This window comes from Pseudomonas sp. BLCC-B112, assembly GCF_028550695.1.
Taxonomy (GTDB): Bacteria; Pseudomonadota; Gammaproteobacteria; order Pseudomonadales; family Pseudomonadaceae; genus Aquipseudomonas; species Aquipseudomonas danubii.
On record NZ_JAQQGK010000002.1, the window covers coordinates 665,637 to 682,947 of the forward strand.

16 protein-coding genes are annotated in these 17,311 nt (G+C 59.5%); 11 read left to right on the plus strand and 5 right to left on the minus strand.

The window, feature by feature from the left end; genetic code table 11:
- Positions 1 to 1,047 carry a dihydroorotase gene (pyrC, locus tag PQT43_RS08685; protein WP_123726050.1) on the plus strand — a complete coding sequence of 349 codons (1,047 nt, stop codon included), beginning with the start codon at positions 1 to 3 and terminating at the stop codon, positions 1,045 to 1,047.
- On the plus strand, positions 1,044 to 1,715 hold the full coding sequence (gene rnt / locus PQT43_RS08690; protein ID WP_102860482.1) for a ribonuclease T: 672 nt from the start codon (positions 1,044 to 1,046) through the stop codon (positions 1,713 to 1,715). The genes pyrC and rnt overlap by 4 nt, the downstream gene beginning before the upstream one ends.
- A 77-nt stretch (positions 1,716 to 1,792) precedes the next feature.
- Here rnt and PQT43_RS08695 read toward each other — a convergent pair whose 3' ends face one another.
- A complete protein-coding gene (locus PQT43_RS08695; protein WP_007922432.1) occupies positions 1,793 to 2,395 on the minus strand; it encodes a peroxiredoxin in 603 nt (200 codons plus the stop codon).
- 322 nt (positions 2,396 to 2,717) lie between these two features.
- Here PQT43_RS08695 and PQT43_RS08700 point away from each other — a divergent pair, with 322 nt between their 5' ends.
- Together PQT43_RS08700 and bfr are read left to right on the plus strand one after the other, a co-directional pair.
- Positions 2,718 to 2,936, plus strand: coding sequence for a bacterioferritin-associated ferredoxin (locus tag PQT43_RS08700; protein WP_102860481.1), 219 nt, complete (start codon positions 2,718 to 2,720; stop codon positions 2,934 to 2,936).
- A gap of 212 nt (positions 2,937 to 3,148) precedes the next feature.
- Positions 3,149 to 3,622, plus strand: coding sequence for a bacterioferritin (gene bfr / locus PQT43_RS08705; protein WP_025129649.1), 474 nt, complete (start codon positions 3,149 to 3,151; stop codon positions 3,620 to 3,622).
- Positions 3,623 to 3,703: 81 nt separating this feature from the next.
- On the opposite strand, the gene grxD is transcribed toward bfr, so the two are convergent.
- Positions 3,704 to 4,042: a Grx4 family monothiol glutaredoxin gene (grxD, locus tag PQT43_RS08710; protein ID WP_075121425.1), complete on the minus strand. Its 339-nt coding sequence runs from the start codon at positions 4,040 to 4,042 to the stop codon at positions 3,704 to 3,706.
- 96 nt (positions 4,043 to 4,138) lie between these two features.
- Positions 4,139 to 6,247, minus strand: coding sequence for a molybdopterin oxidoreductase family protein (locus tag PQT43_RS08715; RefSeq protein WP_267268819.1), 2,109 nt, complete (start codon positions 6,245 to 6,247; stop codon positions 4,139 to 4,141).
- 694 nt (positions 6,248 to 6,941) lie between these two features.
- On the opposite strand from PQT43_RS08715, the gene argF reads away from it, so the two are divergent.
- Positions 6,942 to 7,862 (plus strand): ornithine carbamoyltransferase, encoded by a 921-nt coding sequence (gene argF / locus PQT43_RS08720; protein ID WP_102860479.1) that lies wholly within the window; start codon positions 6,942 to 6,944, stop codon positions 7,860 to 7,862.
- Positions 7,859 to 8,968, plus strand: a complete 1,110-nt coding sequence (locus tag PQT43_RS08725) for an ABC transporter ATP-binding protein (protein ID WP_102880750.1) — start codon at positions 7,859 to 7,861, stop codon at positions 8,966 to 8,968. Before argF ends, PQT43_RS08725 begins: the two co-directional genes overlap by 4 nt.
- Before the next feature lie 81 nt (positions 8,969 to 9,049).
- On the opposite strand, the gene PQT43_RS08730 is transcribed toward PQT43_RS08725, so the two are convergent.
- Both PQT43_RS08730 and ybaK read right to left on the minus strand, forming a co-directional pair.
- A complete protein-coding gene (locus PQT43_RS08730) occupies positions 9,050 to 9,832 on the minus strand; it encodes a PhzF family phenazine biosynthesis protein (protein ID WP_272753722.1) in 783 nt (260 codons plus the stop codon).
- 120 nt (positions 9,833 to 9,952) lie between these two features.
- Positions 9,953 to 10,423 (minus strand): Cys-tRNA(Pro) deacylase, encoded by a 471-nt coding sequence (gene ybaK / locus PQT43_RS08735; protein WP_102860476.1) that lies wholly within the window; start codon positions 10,421 to 10,423, stop codon positions 9,953 to 9,955.
- A gap of 370 nt (positions 10,424 to 10,793) precedes the next feature.
- Here ybaK and PQT43_RS08740 point away from each other — a divergent pair, with 370 nt between their 5' ends.
- The 5 genes from PQT43_RS08740 to PQT43_RS08760 all read left to right on the plus strand — a co-directional run bounded on the left by PQT43_RS08740 (position 10,794) and on the right by PQT43_RS08760 (position 17,171).
- Positions 10,794 to 11,642 (plus strand): MIP/aquaporin family protein, encoded by an 849-nt coding sequence (locus PQT43_RS08740; RefSeq protein WP_102860475.1) that lies wholly within the window; start codon positions 10,794 to 10,796, stop codon positions 11,640 to 11,642.
- Positions 11,643 to 11,718: 76 nt separating this feature from the next.
- Complete coding sequence (gene glpK, locus PQT43_RS08745) at positions 11,719 to 13,224, plus strand: glycerol kinase GlpK (protein WP_102860474.1); 1,506 nt, start codon at positions 11,719 to 11,721, stop codon at positions 13,222 to 13,224.
- 95 nt (positions 13,225 to 13,319) lie between these two features.
- A complete protein-coding gene (locus PQT43_RS08750; protein WP_011063123.1) occupies positions 13,320 to 14,075 on the plus strand; it encodes a DeoR/GlpR family transcriptional regulator in 756 nt (251 codons plus the stop codon).
- A 278-nt stretch (positions 14,076 to 14,353) separates the two neighbouring features.
- Positions 14,354 to 15,892 (plus strand): glycerol-3-phosphate dehydrogenase, encoded by a 1,539-nt coding sequence (gene glpD, locus PQT43_RS08755; protein WP_272753723.1) that lies wholly within the window; start codon positions 14,354 to 14,356, stop codon positions 15,890 to 15,892.
- A 364-nt stretch (positions 15,893 to 16,256) separates the two neighbouring features.
- Positions 16,257 to 17,171 (plus strand): glutamate/aspartate ABC transporter substrate-binding protein, encoded by a 915-nt coding sequence (locus PQT43_RS08760; protein WP_102860472.1) that lies wholly within the window; start codon positions 16,257 to 16,259, stop codon positions 17,169 to 17,171.
- Positions 17,172 to 17,311 lie beyond the last annotated feature (140 nt).

Genomic DNA, 17,311 nt, shown 5'->3' on the forward strand with positions numbered 1-17,311 from the left:
ATGTCCGACCGCCTGACCCTGCTGCGTCCCGACGACTGGCATATTCATCTTCGCGATGGTGCCGTGTTGCCCAATACAGTCGCAGATGTCGCGCGCACCTTTGGCCGCGCCATCATCATGCCCAACCTGGTACCTCCGGTGCGCAACGCCGCGGAAGCCGACGCCTATCGCCAGCGTATTCTAGCTGCGCGCCCGGCCGGCAGCCGCTTCGAGCCGCTGATGGTGCTCTACCTGACCGACCGCACCCAGCCGGACGAGATCCGCGCAGCCAAGGCCAGCGGTTTCGTGCACGCCGCCAAGCTGTACCCGGCCGGCGCGACCACCAACTCGGACTCGGGCGTGACCAGCATCGACAAGATCTTCCCGGTGCTCGAAGCGATGGCCGAAGTCGGCCTGCCGCTGCTGATTCACGGTGAAGTGACCCGCGGCGACGTCGACGTCTTCGACCGCGAGAAAATCTTCATCGACGAGCATATGCGTCGCGTGGTCGAGCGCTTCCCCAGTCTGAAAGTGGTGTTCGAACACATCACCACCGGTGAAGCCGTGCAGTTCGTCAAGGAGGCTTCGGCCAACGTCGGCGCAACCATCACCGCGCACCACCTGCTGTACAACCGCAACCACATGCTGGTGGGCGGTATTCGCCCGCACTTCTATTGCCTGCCGATTCTCAAGCGCAACACCCACCAGGAAGCTCTGCTGGATGCGGCCACCAGTGGCAGCGAGAAGTTCTTCCTCGGCACCGACTCGGCGCCTCATGCCCAGCACGCCAAGGAGGCCGCTTGCGGTTGCGCCGGCTGCTACAGCGCCTATGCCGCGATCGAGCTGTACGCTGAAGCGTTCGAACAGCGCAATGCCCTGGACAAACTGGAAGCCTTTGCCAGCCTCAACGGCCCGCGCTTCTACGGCCTGCCGGCCAACACCGATCGCATCACCCTGGTTCGTGAAGAATGGACCGCCCCCGCCAGCCTGCCGTTCGGTGAGCTGACTGTCATTCCGCTGCGCGCCGGTGAAAAACTGCGCTGGCGCCTGCTGGAGGATCACTCGTGAGTGACGACCATTTCGACGACGAACAAGAAGGTAACGGCGGCGGCCCTCGACACCCGATGGCAGCTCGTTTTCGCGGTTACCTGCCGGTAGTCGTCGACGTTGAAACCGGCGGCTTCAACTCGGCCACCGACGCCCTGCTGGAGATTGCCGCCACCACTATCGGCATGGATGAAAAAGGCTTCGTGTTCCCGGAACACACCTATTTCTTCCGGGTCGAGCCTTTTGAAGGCGCGAACATCGAAGCCGCGGCCCTGGAGTTCACCGGGATCAAGCTCGACCACCCGCTGCGCATGGCCGTCAGCGAGGAAACTGCACTGACCGATATTTTCCGTGGGGTGCGCAAGGCGCTGAAAGCCAATGGTTGCAAACGCGCCATCCTGGTGGGCCACAACAGCAGTTTCGACCTGGGCTTCCTCAACGCCGCTGTGGCGCGCCTGGATATGAAGCGCAATCCGTTCCACCCGTTCTCCAGCTTCGACACCGCCACCCTGGCTGGCCTGGCTTATGGACAGACCGTTTTGGCCAAGGCCTGTCAGAGCGCGGATATCGACTTCGACGGTCGCGAGGCTCACTCGGCCCGCTACGACACCGAGAAGACTGCCGAGCTGTTCTGCGGCATCGTCAACCGCTGGAAACAAATGGGCGGCTGGCAGGATTTCGACGACTGATCAATTCTTCGTCGGGTTGAATTGCCTGCATAAAAAAACCGGCCCTGAGGCCGGTTTTTTTATGCGTGACGCCTGGCTTACAGCTTGCCAGCGTTCTCGCTCAGGTAAGCAGCAACGCCTTCTGGCGAAGCGGTCATGCCTTTGTCACCTTTTTTCCAGTTGGCAGGGCAGACTTCGCCGTGCTCTTCGTGGAATTGCAGAGCGTCAACCAGACGGATCAGCTCTTCCATGTTACGGCCCAGTGGCAGGTCGTTGACGATCTGCGAACGAACAACGCCTTTGTCGTCGATCAGGAACGCGCCACGGAAAGCCACGCCGCCTTCGGACTCAACGTCGTAGGCCTTGGCGATGTCGTGCTTCATGTCAGCCGCCATGATGTATTGAACCTGACCGATGCCACCGGCATTGATCGGGGTGTTACGCCAGGCGTTGTGGGTGAAGTGCGAGTCGATCGAAACAGCGATCACTTCCACGTTACGTGCCTTGAAGTCAGCCATGCGGTGGTCCAGGGCGATCAGCTCGGACGGGCAAACGAAGGTGAAGTCCAGTGGATAGAAGAACACCAGGCCGTATTTGCCTTTGATGGCCGAGGACAGGGTGAAGCTGTCAACGATTTCGCCATTGCCGAGAACGGCCGGTACGGTGAAGTCAGGGGCTTGTTTGCCTACGAGTACGCTCATTGGGTATCTCCTGGTGTGGACGTAGTAATGAAGAAGGGGATTGGCCTTGAGTCTGCCACGCGGATGCGACAGCTCCGTGACCTGACCCCGCTTCGCAAGGACCGGCCATCATACACCGCGTCTTTGAGCTGTCCTTAACGGTTTTTCATCAGCCCGGCTCACAAAGCGAAAAATGCGAATCATCTGTCACTATCGCGAACAAAACCGTTCGTCACCCTGGTAGGAAACTGCAACAAAGGTCGCCGAAACCACTTTGACAATCATTCTCGTTAACATTAAGATCCATCGCAATTGAGCCCTAACCAGCGACGGTTCTCATCCTATGTATGTCTGCCTCTGCACCGGTGTCACCGACGGACAAATTCGCGAAGCCATCTATGAAGGTTGCTGCAGCTACCGCGATGTGCGTCAGGCAACCGGCGTCGCCAGCCAATGTGGTAAATGCGCATGCCTGGCCAAGCAAGTGGTCCGCGAGACCCTGACCGAACTGCAGAGCAGCCAGGCAGCAATTCCCTATCCAGTAGAATTTAATGTCGCCTGATTTCTCGGATAAATAGCACTGTTTTAAACAACCGGACCTAGCGTCCGGTTTTTTTATGCCTGTAATTCAATCGCTTAGGGTCAAAACGCGGAACACAAACATTCTTATTCCGATTAATTTTCATATATTATTCAATAACTTAGGTTTGACAGTAATGTTTGCGCGGCTCAGACTCTGTCCTTATTCCACTAATTAAAGGGCAGGACCCCATCATGAAAGGCGACATTACAGTCATCCAGCATCTCAATAAAATCCTTGCCAATGAACTGGTCGCGATCAATCAGTACTTCTTGCATGCACGCATGTATGAAGATTGGGGCCTGAACAAGCTGGGCAAGCACGAGTACCACGAGTCCATCGACGAGATGAAGCATGCGGACAAGCTAATCAAGCGCATTCTCTTCCTCGAAGGCCTGCCGAACGTTCAGGACCTGGGCAAGCTGCACATCGGCGAACACACCAAGGAAATGCTGGAGTGCGACCTGCGTATCGAACGCACCGGCCATGCAGACCTCAAGGCAGCCATCGCCCATTGTGAGTCGGTGAGCGACTTCGGCAGCCGTGAACTGCTGGAAGATATTCTTGAATCCGAAGAAGAACACATCGACTGGCTGGAAACCCAATTGGGCCTGATCGATAAAGTCGGCATCGAGAACTATCTGCAATCACAAATGGGTGACGAGTAACTTAACTCGTAATACTCACGCAATAAAAAGCCCCGCCCTCGAAAGAGAGGCGGGGCTTTTTATTACGCGGATATGTTCGCGTCAGGCTTCAGTCTTGGCCGCGGCTTTTTCGGCTGCGTCCTTGATCAGAGTCTGCAATTCACCGTTGGCAAACATCTCAGCCATGATGTCGCTACCACCGACCAGCTCACCTGCCACCCACAGCTGTGGGAAGGTCGGCCAGTTGGCGTACTTAGGCAGGTTGGCGCGAATTTCCGGGTTCTGCAGGATGTCCACATAAGCGAACTTCTCACCACAGCCCATTACGGCCTGGGCGGCTTTCGCGGAGAAGCCACACTGCGGGGCATTCGGCGAGCCTTTCATGTAAAGCAGAATGGTGTTGTTGGCAATCTGCTCTTTAATAGTTTCGATGATATCCATGGAACACCTCGGCTGAACTTTCCGACGCTGTTGTCGGCACGGTGGCGCATTGTAACGGAAACCTGAGCGCCCTGCTCGGCCTCTCCGACAGACATCTCAGGCCGCTTCCACCTTGACTGGCACCCCGTTCAACGCCGCATTCCCAGACAACGCATCAAGCTGACGCTCATCGGTCAGGTCATTGGCGCTGCAACCGGGCTGCGCCATGGCAATGCTCAGTTGCACCCCTGGGCGCCCGTGCCCCCAACCATGAGGCAAGCTCACCACCCCCGGCATCATTTCAGTGCTGGCCAGCACCTCTACCTCCACCGCACCAACCCGAGAGCTGATTCTCACCCGCTGGCCGTCATTCAGCCCGCGACTGGCCAGGTCATCCGGGTGCATCAGCAACTGGTGACGGGGCTTGCCCTTCACCAGGCGGTGATAGTTGTGCATCCACGAGTTGTTACTGCGTACATGGCGACGGCCAATCAGCAGCAACTCATCCAACGGCGGCACGCTCAAGGCGGCAAATCGCGCCAGATCCGCCATGATCGGCGCTGGCGCCGCCTGAATCCGCCGATTCTCGGTTTTCAAGCGTGCCGCCAGATTCGGCTGCAGCGCCCCCAGATCAATACCGTGGGGATACTGGTCCAGTGTTCCCAAGGACAGTTTGAGCGGCGATGCATCGCCGTAGGCACCGGCTCGCAACCCCATGTCAATCATCTGCGCAGGGGGGATGGTCGGCTTCAGCGGTTGTTCGGTTTTCGCGGCAAACGCTTTGGCCAGGCCGACAAAGATCTCCCAGTCGTGCAGCGCACCCGCAGGCTTGGGCAGGATCGCCCGGTTGAAGCGACTGACATTGCGTACTGCAAGGAGATTGAACGTGGTGTCGTAGTGATCGTTCTCCAGAGCCGAGGTGGACGGCAGGATCAAGTCGGCATAACGGGTCGTCTCATTGATGTACAAGTCGATGCTGAGCATGAACTCCAACCCGTCCAGTGCTTGCTCCAACTGCCGGCCATTGGGTGTGGACAACACCGGGTTGCCTGCCACGGTGATCAATGCCCGAACCTGCCCCTCGCCCTCAGTGAGCATCTCTTCGGCCAGGGCCGATACAGGCAGCTCGCCGCCATACTCCGGAAGCCCGGAAACCCGACTCTGCCAAAGGTTGAAATGCCCCCCCGAAGTCGCCGCTACCAGATCCACCGCCGGCTCGGTACACAGGGCCCCACCTACCCGGTCAAGGTTGCCGGTGATCAGATTGAGCAGTTGCAGCAACCAATGGCACAACGTACCGAAGGCTTGGGTCGAAACCCCCATGCGCCCATAACAGACCGCTCGCTCCGCCGAGGCGAACTCCCGGGCCAACTGCCGAATCTGCGGCGCCGCAATCGCACACAGCGGGCTCATGGCCTCTGCGGTGAAGCGGGAAATCGCCTGGCGCACCTCTGCCAATCCATCGACTTGCAGATGACTGTCGCGAATCAGCCCTTCCTCAAGAATCGTGTTCAACAGGCCAAACAGCAAGGCCACATCGCCTCCAGGACGGATGAACAGATGCTGATCGGCCATGGCCGCCGTTTCACTGCGCCGAGGATCGACCACCACCACCTTGCCACCACGAGCCTGGATTGCCCTCAAACGCTTTTCCACGTCCGGCACCGTCATGATGCTGCCGTTGGACGCCAAGGGATTGCCGCCGAGGATCAGCATGAAGTCGGTGTGGTCGATGTCCGGAATCGGCAGCAGCAGACCGTGGCCATACATCAGGTAGCTGGTCAGGTGCTGGGGCAACTGGTCGACCGACGTGGCCGAGAAACGGTTACGGGTCTTGAGCTGGCCAAGGAAGTAGTTGCTGTGAGTCATCAGCCCGTAGTTGTGAACGCTGGGGTTGCCCTGATAGACCGCCACCGCATTATTGCCATGACGCTGCTGGATGCTCGCCAGCCTTTCGGCTACCAGGGCGAAAGCCTCGTCCCACTCGATCGGCTGCCATTCATTGCCCACGCGCCGCACCGGCTGACGCAGGCGATCGGGGTCATTCTGAATATCCTGCAGGGCCACAGCCTTGGGGCAGATGTGGCCGCGACTGAAGCTGTCCTGAGCGTCCCCCTTGATCGAGGTAATGCGCGGAGCGCCACCCTCTTCCTCGGTGACTTCCAGGGTCAGGCCGCAGATCGCTTCGCACAAGTGGCAGGCACGGTGATGGAGAGTCTTGGTCATGGCCAGTCTCTATTGTTTGAAGGCAACCCATAGGGGGCCGCTGGAAGCAAAAACTATGGCGGCTGACCGCTGCTGACACCAGCGACGTTCGCCCCATGAATTCAGGGCCATCAGCCCCAGCCATGATCAGTGCTGTCAGTTCGGCGCCAAGCGCAGCAGGCCATCGGCAGCAATTGAGCAGCAATTCAAAAAAGGGCTGTCACTGAGGCGGTCATGTCAGTGAGTGTCCGGGCCATATCCTCCCCCAAAAGCGCCATCAGTTGCTGCTCCTTGGATTCCATCGCGCATCTATCCCGGCCGCAGATTCGCCTTGGTAACCGCAGTACTTTGCATTAGGAAATGTTTCAGACTGACACCTCCTCGGCATGCCCATGGCAGCGACCTCGGCCCACAGGTCAGAAAACGACTGCAAGCGAACAGCCGGCGCCCCGCTGGATTGCCAAGGCGCGCCAGAGCAGTGTACAAATGCCTGGCTGCTGTCTGGAAACTGGTCTCAAAAGCGTCAGCGCAATCGCGTCCTGACCTCTCTTGCCCGTAATCGCCGTAGCACTATTGGTAAGACGCGACATTTAATTATAAGATCGCGCCTTCCCCTATTTCGTCGCCCCGTGCGGCTTTCGCCGCAGGTCCAGCCCGTTGTTCGATTAAACAAGGCTTTGAGAATCTGCGGTCCGTTGCAAAAAGGTAGTTAATGATGAGCGCAAGGCACTTTCTCTCCCTGATGGATTGCACGCCCGAAGAGCTGGTCAGTGTGATTCGTCGAGGCATCGAGCTGAAGGACCTGCGTAACCGCGGCGTACTCTTCGAGCCCTTGAAAAATCGTGTGCTCGGCATGATTTTCGAGAAGTCGTCGACCCGTACCCGACTGTCTTTCGAAGCCGGCATGATCCAACTGGGCGGCCAGGCCATCTTCCTTTCGCCACGGGATACCCAACTGGGACGCGGCGAGCCCATCGGCGACTGCGCCATCGTCATGTCGCGCATGCTCGACGCAGTGATGATCCGTACCTTTGCCCATAGCACCCTGACCGAATTTGCGGCCAACTCCCGGGTACCGGTGATCAACGGCCTGTCCGATGACCTGCACCCCTGCCAACTGTTGGCGGACATGCAGACTTTCCTTGAACATCGCGGTTCGATCCAAGGCAAGACCGTGGCCTGGATCGGCGATGGCAACAACATGTGCAACAGCTATATAGAAGCGGCCATGCAGTTCGATTTCCAACTGCGCGTCGCTTGCCCTGAAGGCTACGAACCCAACCCCGAGTTTGTCGCTCTGGCCGGCGATCGCGTGACCATCGTCCGCGATCCTCGCGAAGCGGTAACCGGCGCCCACCTGGTGAGCACCGACGTCTGGACCTCCATGGGCCAGGAAGAGGAAACCGCCAAGCGCCTCAAGCTGTTCGCGCCATTCCAGGTAAACCGCGCCCTGCTCGACCTGGCCGCGCCGGACGTACTGTTCATGCATTGCCTGCCCGCCCACCGCGGCGAGGAAATCAGCCTCGACCTGCTGGACGACCCACGTTCGGTGGCTTGGGACCAGGCGGAAAACCGTCTCCATGCGCAAAAGGCCCTGCTCGAGTTTCTTGTCGAACCGGCGTACCACCACGCATGAGCCAGCCATTACTGCTGAACCTGCGCAATCTGGCATGCGGCTATCAGGACCAACGGGTGGTGCAGAACCTCAATCTGCACCTCAATGCCGGTGATATCGGTTGCCTGCTGGGTTCATCCGGCTGCGGCAAGACCACCACCCTGCGGGCCATCGCCGGATTCGAGCCCGTACACGAGGGCGAGATCCAGTTGGCCGGCGAAACCATCTCCAGCGCCGGCTTCACCCTGGCGCCGGAGAAACGCCGGATCGGCATGGTGTTCCAGGACTACGCCCTGTTCCCACATCTGTGTGTGGCGGACAACATTGCCTTCGGCATTCGCAAGCACCCACAGAAAGACCGTGTGGTCGCTGAATTGCTGGAACTGGTCAACCTGAAGAACCTCGGTCAGCGCTTCCCCCACGAACTGTCTGGCGGCCAACAACAACGGGTGGCTCTGGCCCGCGCCCTGGCACCGGAACCCCAACTGCTGCTGCTGGACGAGCCCTTCTCCAATCTCGATGGCGAATTGCGCCGCAAGCTCAGCCATGAGGTGCGTGACATCCTCAAGGCTCGGGGTACCAGTGCCATCCTGGTCACCCACGACCAGGAAGAAGCCTTTGCCGTGAGCGATCAGGTCGGGGTGTTCAAGGAAGGCCGCCTGGAGCAGTGGGATACCCCCTACAACCTCTATCACGAGCCGCAGACGCCCTTTGTCGCCAGTTTCATTGGCCAGGGCTACTTCATTCGTGGCCAGTTGAGCAGCCCGGAATCGGTGCAGACCGAACTGGGTGTGCTGCAGGGCAACCGGGCCTACACCTGGCCGTCCGGTGGAGCGGTGGACGTACTGCTGCGCCCCGACGATATCGTCTATGCGCCGGACAGCACTCTGAAAGCGCGGATCGTCGGCAAGACCTTTCTCGGTGCCTCGACCCTATATCGCCTGCAACTGCCGACTGGCAGCCTGCTGGAGTCGATCTTCCCCAGCCATGCCGATCATCAGGTTGGAGCGGATGTGGGGATTCGGGTCGCCGCGGAACACCTGGTGCTATTCCAAGCCTCGGGCAGCACCGCCGCGCAGATTCCACACAGTGAATCAGGGGTACGCCGCTACAGCAGCGCGCACTGATAACGCTTCCCCTGGCCAACCGGCCCTACAAGATCGCAACGAACTGTAGGAGCCGGCTTGACGGCGAAACACCCGGCACAGTCATTCCAGGTGCAAATGTCCGCTGGCAATCAGCCGCGCATGGCCACCGATCTTCACCCGCTCTCCCTCCAACCGACAGAACAAGGCTCCACCTCGCGCCGAACACTGATAAGCGCTCAACTGCTGTTTATCCAATTGCCGTGCCCAGTAAGGCGTCAGGCAGCAATGGGTCGAACCGGTCACCGGGTCCTCGTCGATGCCAATGGCCGGGGCAAAATACCGCGAGACAAAGTCATGCCGGTCTCCACGCGCCGTGACAATCACTCCAGGCCAGGGCAGCTTCGCCAACGCTGCCATATCCGGCTGGCAATCGCGCACCGCCTGCTCCGACTCCAGCACCGCCAACAGCTCATTGGCGCCCAGCAGCTCGATGACTCGAGCACCCAGTATCTGCGCCAAATCTTCCAGCCCAGCCTGGCTGCTGGGGCTGCGCAAAGGGAAATCAAGCCATAGCAGCCCGTCTTCGCGGGTGACACTCAAGGGCCCGGAACGGCTCTGAAAATCGATGCGTTGCGTCGGCTCGTCGTAGACCTCGAACAACACATAAGCACTGGCCAGGGTGGCATGCCCGCACAGGGGTACTTCAGTGGTCGGAGTAAACCAGCGGATTCGCCAGCCTTGCGCCTCGCGCACCACAAAAGCGGTTTCCGCCAGGTTGTGCTCGGCGGCGATCTGCTGCATCAGCGCCTCGTCAAGCCACGCATCAAGCCGGTAAACCATGGCCGGATTGCCGGCGAAGGGGCGATCACTGAAGGCATCGATCTGCTGGAACTCAAGCGGCATAACTGTGCTCCTTGGATAGTCGGCCGCCAGCATGAGGCCCGGAACAAGGAACCCGACAGACACAGAAGGGAAGATTTTCCGGCATACAGCAGCAGCCCGGGCCGCTGCCGACGCCTGGGCTCAAGAGCGACCGATGTCGGCGAACTTCGCCTGGGTGTGCTCGGCCAGCACGGCCGCCGCCAACTCCACCTCCAGGCCACGGCGACCGGCACTGACGAAAATACTGGCCAACGGCTGGGCACTGTTGTCGATAAAGGTCCGCAGTCGTTTTTTCTGCCCCAGCGGACTGATGCCCCCCAGCAGATAACCGGTGGCACGTTGGGCAGCGGCCGGATCAGCCATCTCAGCCTTCTTCACCCCCGCAGCATGGGCCAGGGCCTTCAGATCAAGACTTCCGACGACCGGCACCACCGCCACCAGCAATTCGCCCTTTTCACTGCTGGCCAGCAGGGTCTTGAACACTTGCGCCGGATCGAGATTGAGCTTCTCCGCCGCCTCCAGGCCGTAGGACGCTGCCTTGGGGTCATGTTCGTAACTGTGGATGCGATGTTCGGCGCGAACTTTTTTCAGCAGGTCCAGTGCAGGGGTCATGGCAGCTCCAAGGGGGACGAAAAGGCAAAACCGAGCGGGCGAATTTTAGGCCATTCATCAACAAAAGGCTCTATTCCAAGCCTTGATAACGCCCCATGAGAGCTGCCAGCACAACGTTCTCTGTCACTCCCGAGACTGCCACCCAGGATCATTCATCTGATTGATATCTATAAAATGACCAATCGTTCACTTTCGACCTTTGACAGCGGTGTTTCTTGTCTATATTTTTTCGTTTCTGAATATCCTGCGGTAGATCCAAGGCTGCACCCAGTAGCAAGACGAGGCCGGAATGGGGATTCCGTCTTCGTTGGAAGTCGCGCTCCATGCCTTTTGCAGCAGCGCCAGACAACAACAAAAATCGAGGTTCACAATGACAACTGCTCTGCAACAACCGTCGCTATCGGGCCAATGCATGGCCGAGTTCCTGGGTACTGCGCTATTGATCTTCTTCGGCACCGGCTGTGTCGCCGCGCTCAAGGTCGCGGGCGCCAGCTTCGGTCTGTGGGAAATCAGCATCATCTGGGGGATCGGCGTGAGCATGGCGATCTACCTGACTGCCGGGGTCTCCGGCGCGCACCTGAATCCGGCCGTGAGTATCGCTCTGTGGCTGTTCGCCGACTTTGATAAACGCAAACTGCCGTTCTATATCCTGGCCCAGGTCGCCGGCGCCTTCTGCGCGGCGCTGTTGGTTTACACGCTGTACAGCAACCTATTCTTCGATTTCGAACAATCCCACCAAATGATCCGTGGCTCCCAGGCCAGCCTGGAACTGGCCTCGGTGTTCTCCACCTTCCCCAACCCGGCACTGTCCACTGCCCAGGCGTTCCTGGTGGAAGTGGTGATCACAGCGATTCTCATGGGCGTGATCATGTCCCTGACCGATGACAACAACGGCCTGCCTCGCGGCCCGATGGCGCCGCTGCTGATCGGCCTGCTGATTGCCGTGATCGGCAGCGCAATGGGTCCCCTGACCGGCTTCGCCATGAACCCGGCACGGGACTTCGGCCCTAAACTGATGACGTTCATGACTGGCTGGGGTGAAATCTCCTTCACCGGCGGCCGTGACATTCCGTATTTCCTGGTACCGATCTTTGCCCCGATTCTGGGGGCCTGCCTCGGTGCTGCGGCCTATCGCGGGCTGATTGCCCGGCATCTGCCCAGCGCTGTTGCCGCCTCCGAGGCCGAACCGGCCATAGAGGGCAAAGTCAAAGTTTCTTGATTCTCGCGGCGCGTGATCCTGCCCAAATCGATCACGCGCCTGTTCTCACTCCCTTATTTCGTCCAAGGCAATCGACATGACCGACATTCAGAATAAGAACTACATCATTGCCCTTGATCAGGGTACGACCAGCTCCCGGGCGATCATTTTCGACCGCGATGCCAACGTGGTCTGCACTGCCCAGCGTGAATTCGCCCAGCATTACCCTCAGGCCGGCTGGGTCGAACATGACCCGATGGAAATCTTCGCCACCCAGAGCGCGGTGATGGTGGAGGCCCTGGCACAGGCCGGCCTGCATCACGATCAGGTAGCGGCCATCGGCATCACCAACCAGCGTGAAACCACAGTGGTCTGGGACAAGACCACCGGCCGCCCGATCTACAACGCCATCGTCTGGCAGTGCCGCCGCAGCACCGAGATCTGCCAGCAGCTCAAGCGCGACGGCCTGGAAGACTACATCCGCGACACCACCGGCCTGGTCACCGACCCCTACTTCTCCGGCACCAAGCTCAAGTGGATCCTCGACAATGTCGAAGGCAGCCGTGAGCGCGCCCGTAGCGGCGAACTGCTGTTCGGCACCATCGACAGCTGGCTGATCTGGAAATTCACTGGCGGCAAGACCCACGTCACCGACTACACCAACGCCTCGCGCACCATGCTCTTCAACATCCACACTCTGGAGTGGGACGCGAAGATGCTGGAGGTGCTGGACATCCCGCGGGAGATGCTCCCGGAAGTGAAGTCCTCGTCGGAAATCTACGGCCGTACCAAGAGTGGCATCGCCATCGGCGGCATCGCCGGCGACCAGCAAGCTGCATTGTTTGGCCAGATGTGCGTCGAGCCGGGCCAGGCCAAGAACACCTACGGCACGGGTTGCTTCCTGCTGATGAACACCGGCGACAAGGCGGTGAAGTCCCAGCACGGCATGCTCACCACCATCGCCTGTGGCCCCCGCGGCGAAGTGGCCTATGCCCTGGAAGGCGCCGTGTTCAACGGCGGCTCCACTGTGCAGTGGCTGCGTGATGAACTGAAAATCATCAACGACGCCCATGACACCGAATACTTCGCCGGCAAGGTCAAGGACAGCAACGGCGTGTACCTGGTACCCGCCTTTACCGGTCTGGGCGCTCCCTACTGGGACCCCTACGCCCGCGGCGCGCTGTTTGGCCTGACCCGTGGCGTACGCGTGGACCACATCATCCGCGCCGCCCTGGAGTCCATTGCCTATCAGACCCGCGATGTGCTCGACGCCATGCAGCAGGATTCCGGCGAACGCCTGAAAGCCCTGCGGGTTGACGGCGGCGCAGTGGCCAACAACTTCCTCATGCAATTCCAGGCGGACATTCTCGGCACTCAGGTGGAGCGCCCGCAAATGCGCGAAACCACAGCCTTGGGCGCGGCCTACCTGGCGGGCCTGGCCTGCGGTTTCTGGGGCAGCCTGGAAGAGCTGCGAGGCAAAGCGGTGATCGAGCGCGAGTTCGAACCACAGCTGGCGCAAGAGGAAAAAGAAGGCCTGTATGCAGGCTGGAAGAAAGCGGTGAGCCGCACCCGCGACTGGGAACCCCACGACGAGGCCAAATAAGCCAAGCCGTGGATTGGTAACCGCTTGTAACTGGTCGGGAGGGGATTCCTGCGGCATCATGGGCAAATTTTGCACGGCAGCCCAAAGGAAGCCCCATGAATCTGCCTCCCCGTCAGCAACAAATCCTCGATCTGGTCCGCGAACGCGGGTACGTCAGCATCGAGGAATTGGCCCAGCTGTTCGTTGTTACCCCGCAAACCATCCGCCGCGACATCAACCAGCTGGCGGAAGCCAATCTGCTGCGCCGCTATCACGGCGGCGCGGCCTATGATTCCAGCGTCGAAAACACCGCCTACGCCATGCGCGCCGATCAGATGCGCGACGAAAAGCAACGCATCGGTGAAGCCGTTGCCGCGCAGATCCCCGATCACGCCTCGTTGTTCATCAACATCGGCACCACCACCGAGTCCATCGCCCGCGCCCTGCTCAACCACAGCCACCTGAAGATCATCACCAACAACCTGCACGTGGCCTCGATGCTCAGCGCCAAGGACGATTTCGATGTGCTGCTCACTGGCGGCAATGTGCGCCGTGACGGCGGCGTGGTCGGCCAGGCCAGCGTCGACTTCATCAATCAGTTCAAAGTGGATTTCGCCCTGGTGGGCATCAGCGGTATCGACGAAGACGGTAGCCTGCTGGACTTCGATTATCAGGAAGTACGGGTATCTCAGGCGATCATCGCCAACGCCCGACAAGTGATCCTCGCCGCCGACTCCAGCAAGTTCGGGCGCAATGCCATGATCCGCCTGGGTCCCATCAGCCTGATCGATTGCCTGGTCACCGACCAGCAACCGGTACCGGCCCTGACCCAACTGCTCAACCAGCACAAGATCCGCCTCGAAGTGGTCTGACCCCCTCCTCCCCTCCCGGATCCGGCTGTGTCCGAACGCCGCCCAGCAAGGGCTGCATCGTTTTCGGAATCGACACGGCCGATCACTCGCACACAGTCAAAGCCCGCGGCAGCGACTACAGCTACCCCTCGTTAATGTTCGTAAACTTTCCTTTCAGGGCATTTCGATCAGTTTTTTCAATCGAAACTTGCTGGATACGCCCTTCTTTATGCGTTAGTATTTTCGAAAATGAACATTAATGTTCGAATTCAAATATCAAAGCAACACGAGGCCTGTCGATGCCCACTTCTACCTTGCCCGCGCGCCCTCTCTCCGAGGTTTACGATATCGCCGTCATCGGCGGTGGGATCAATGGTGTTGGAATTGCCGCGGATGCGGCAGGTCGCGGCTTGTCCGTGTTCCTTTGCGAAAAAGACGATCTGGCCAGCCACACCTCGTCGGCCAGCAGCAAGCTGATCCACGGCGGCCTGCGCTACCTCGAACATTACGAGTTTCGCCTGGTGCGCGAAGCCCTGGCCGAACGTGAAGTGCTGCTGGCCAAGGCCCCGCACATCGTCAAGCCCATGCGTTTTGTCCTGCCGCACCGGCCGCACCTGCGCCCGGCCTGGATGATTCGTGCCGGCCTGTTCCTGTATGACCACCTGGGCAAGCGCGAAAAACTCGCCGGCTCGCGCAGCCTGAAGTTCGGCTCCGACAGCGCCCTGAAGGCCGAGATCACCAAAGGCTTCGAATACTCCGATTGCTGGGTCGACGATGCCCGCCTGGTGGTGCTCAATGCCATGGCCGCCCGGGAGCACGGCGCCCACGTGCATACCCAGACCCGTTGCGTCAGCGCCCGGCGCAGCAAGGGCCTGTGGCAGCTGGAACTGGAGCGTGCCGACGGCAGCCTGTTCTCCATCAGCGCCAAAGCCCTGGTGAACGCAGCCGGCCCCTGGGTCGCCAAGTTCATCAAGGATGATCTGAAGCTGGAATCGCCTTACGGCATCCGCCTGATCCAGGGCAGCCACCTGATCGTGCCCAAGCTGTACGAAGGCGAGCACGCACACATTCTGCAGAACGAAGACCAGCGTATCGTCTTCACCATTCCCTACCTCGATCAGTTCACCCTGATCGGCACCACCGACCGCGAATACACCGGTGATCCGGCCAAGGTGGCGATTACCGAAGCGGAAACCGATTACCTGCTGCAAGTGGTCAATGCGCACTTCAAGAAGCAACTGAGCCGCAGCGACATCCAGCACAGCTACTCCGGGGTTCGCCCACTGTGCAACGACGAATCCGACAACCCTTCGGCGGTGACTCGCGACTACACCCTGGCCCTTTCCGGCACTGGCGAGGAAGCTCCGCTGCTCTCGGTGTTCGGCGGCAAGCTGACCACCTATCGCAAGCTGGCGGAATCGGCCATGGCGCAACTGGCGCCTTACTTCAAGCAGGCCAAGCCCAGCTGGACTGCCACAGCCACCCTGCCCGGCGGCGAGAACATGAGCACGCCACAGGCCCTGGCAGAAGCCATCCGCAAGAAATTCGACTGGGTGCCCAGCCAGATCGCCCAGCGCTGGGCCAGCACCTATGGCAGCCGCACCTGGCGCCTGCTGGAGGGTGTACACAGCCTCAGCGACCTGGGCGAGCACCTGGGTGGCGGCCTCTATACTCGTGAAGTGGATTATCTGTGCGCGGAGGAATGGGCACTGAAAGCCCAGGACATCCTCTGGCGCCGGAGCAAACTCGGCCTGTTCACCACCGTGGCGCAACAGCAGCAACTGGAAGACTACTTGCAGAAGGTCGAGCACAACCGCGGCAAGATCAAGGCCGCCTGAGCAGCTCAGATAGACAAAGCCCCTGCGCCCTAAGGTTCAGGGGCTTTTTTTGTGGGCGACGCATTGAACGTTTCGCCAGCACGCCGGCTCCTACAGGTGCCGGATGCGCATTCGGTTTTCCGAACGCCACACCGAAAATGATTCGGATAACCGGATAATCCGCAGCAAAAACCTTCGCAACAAATATTTAATACCCTTTGAAATCAAGGCTTTGCCCATGAACAATGGGTCTGGCACGACTCATGCTCTACACTGTGCGACGAATGCCTGTCGTGCCAACACAACAGGAGCCGTCAAGGCATTCGCTGTATAAAAGAGCCGTCGAACTGGCTTCATAAAAAAAACAAATGTCGAGGAAATATTGATGCGCATCGTTCCCCATCTGTTGGGCGCAGCTATCGCTGCCGCTCTGATTAGCACTCCAGTTTTCGCAGCCGAACTCACCGGCACACTGAAGAAAATCAAAGAATCCGGCACCATCACCCTCGGACATCGCGACGCTTCCATTCCGTTTTCCTACATCGCTGACGCTTCCGGCGTGCCAGTGGGCTACTCCCACGACATCCAGCTGAAAATCGTCGAAGCGATCAAGAAAGACCTCGACATGCCTGACCTCAAGGTCAAGTACAACCTGGTTACCTCCCAGACCCGTATCCCACTGGTGCAGAACGGCACCGTAGACGTCGAGTGTGGTTCCACCACCAACAACGTGGAACGTCAGCAACAGGTCGACTTCTCCGTCGGCATCTTCGAAATCGGTACCCGTCTGCTGTCCAAAAAGGACTCGACCTACAAAGATTTCGCTGACCTCAAAGGCAAGAACGTGGTGACCACCGCTGGCACCACTTCCGAGCGCATCCTCAAGGCGATGAACGCCGACAAGCAGATGGGCATGAACGTGATCTCCGCCAAGGACCACGGTGAGTCGTTCCAGATGCTGGAATCGGGCCGCGCCGTGGCCTTCATGATGGACGACGCGCTGTTGGCCGGTGAAATGGCCAAGGCCAAGAAGCCTGCCGACTGGGCCGTGACCGGCACTCCTCAGTCCTACGAAATCTACGGCTGCATGGTGCGCAAGGGCGATGCCCCGTTCAAGAAAGCCGTGGATGACGCCATCGTCGCCACCTACAAGTCGGGCGAGATCAACAAGATCTACGACAAATGGTTCCAATCGCCGATCCCGCCAAAAGGCCTGAACCTGATGTTCCCGATGAGCGACGAGCTCAAGGCCCTGATCGCCAACCCGACCGACAAAGCGGCTGACGACAAGAAGTCCTGATTCCTGACTAACCTTATCTCCTGAAGGGGTCCTGCCCTTTCAGGAGCCTGTCACTACCTGCTGGCATTTTTTGGAAACACTCGAACCGGTGGTTGTCGAGCCGCTCGTGTGTGCCTGATCGTCATGATCAGGCGGGAACG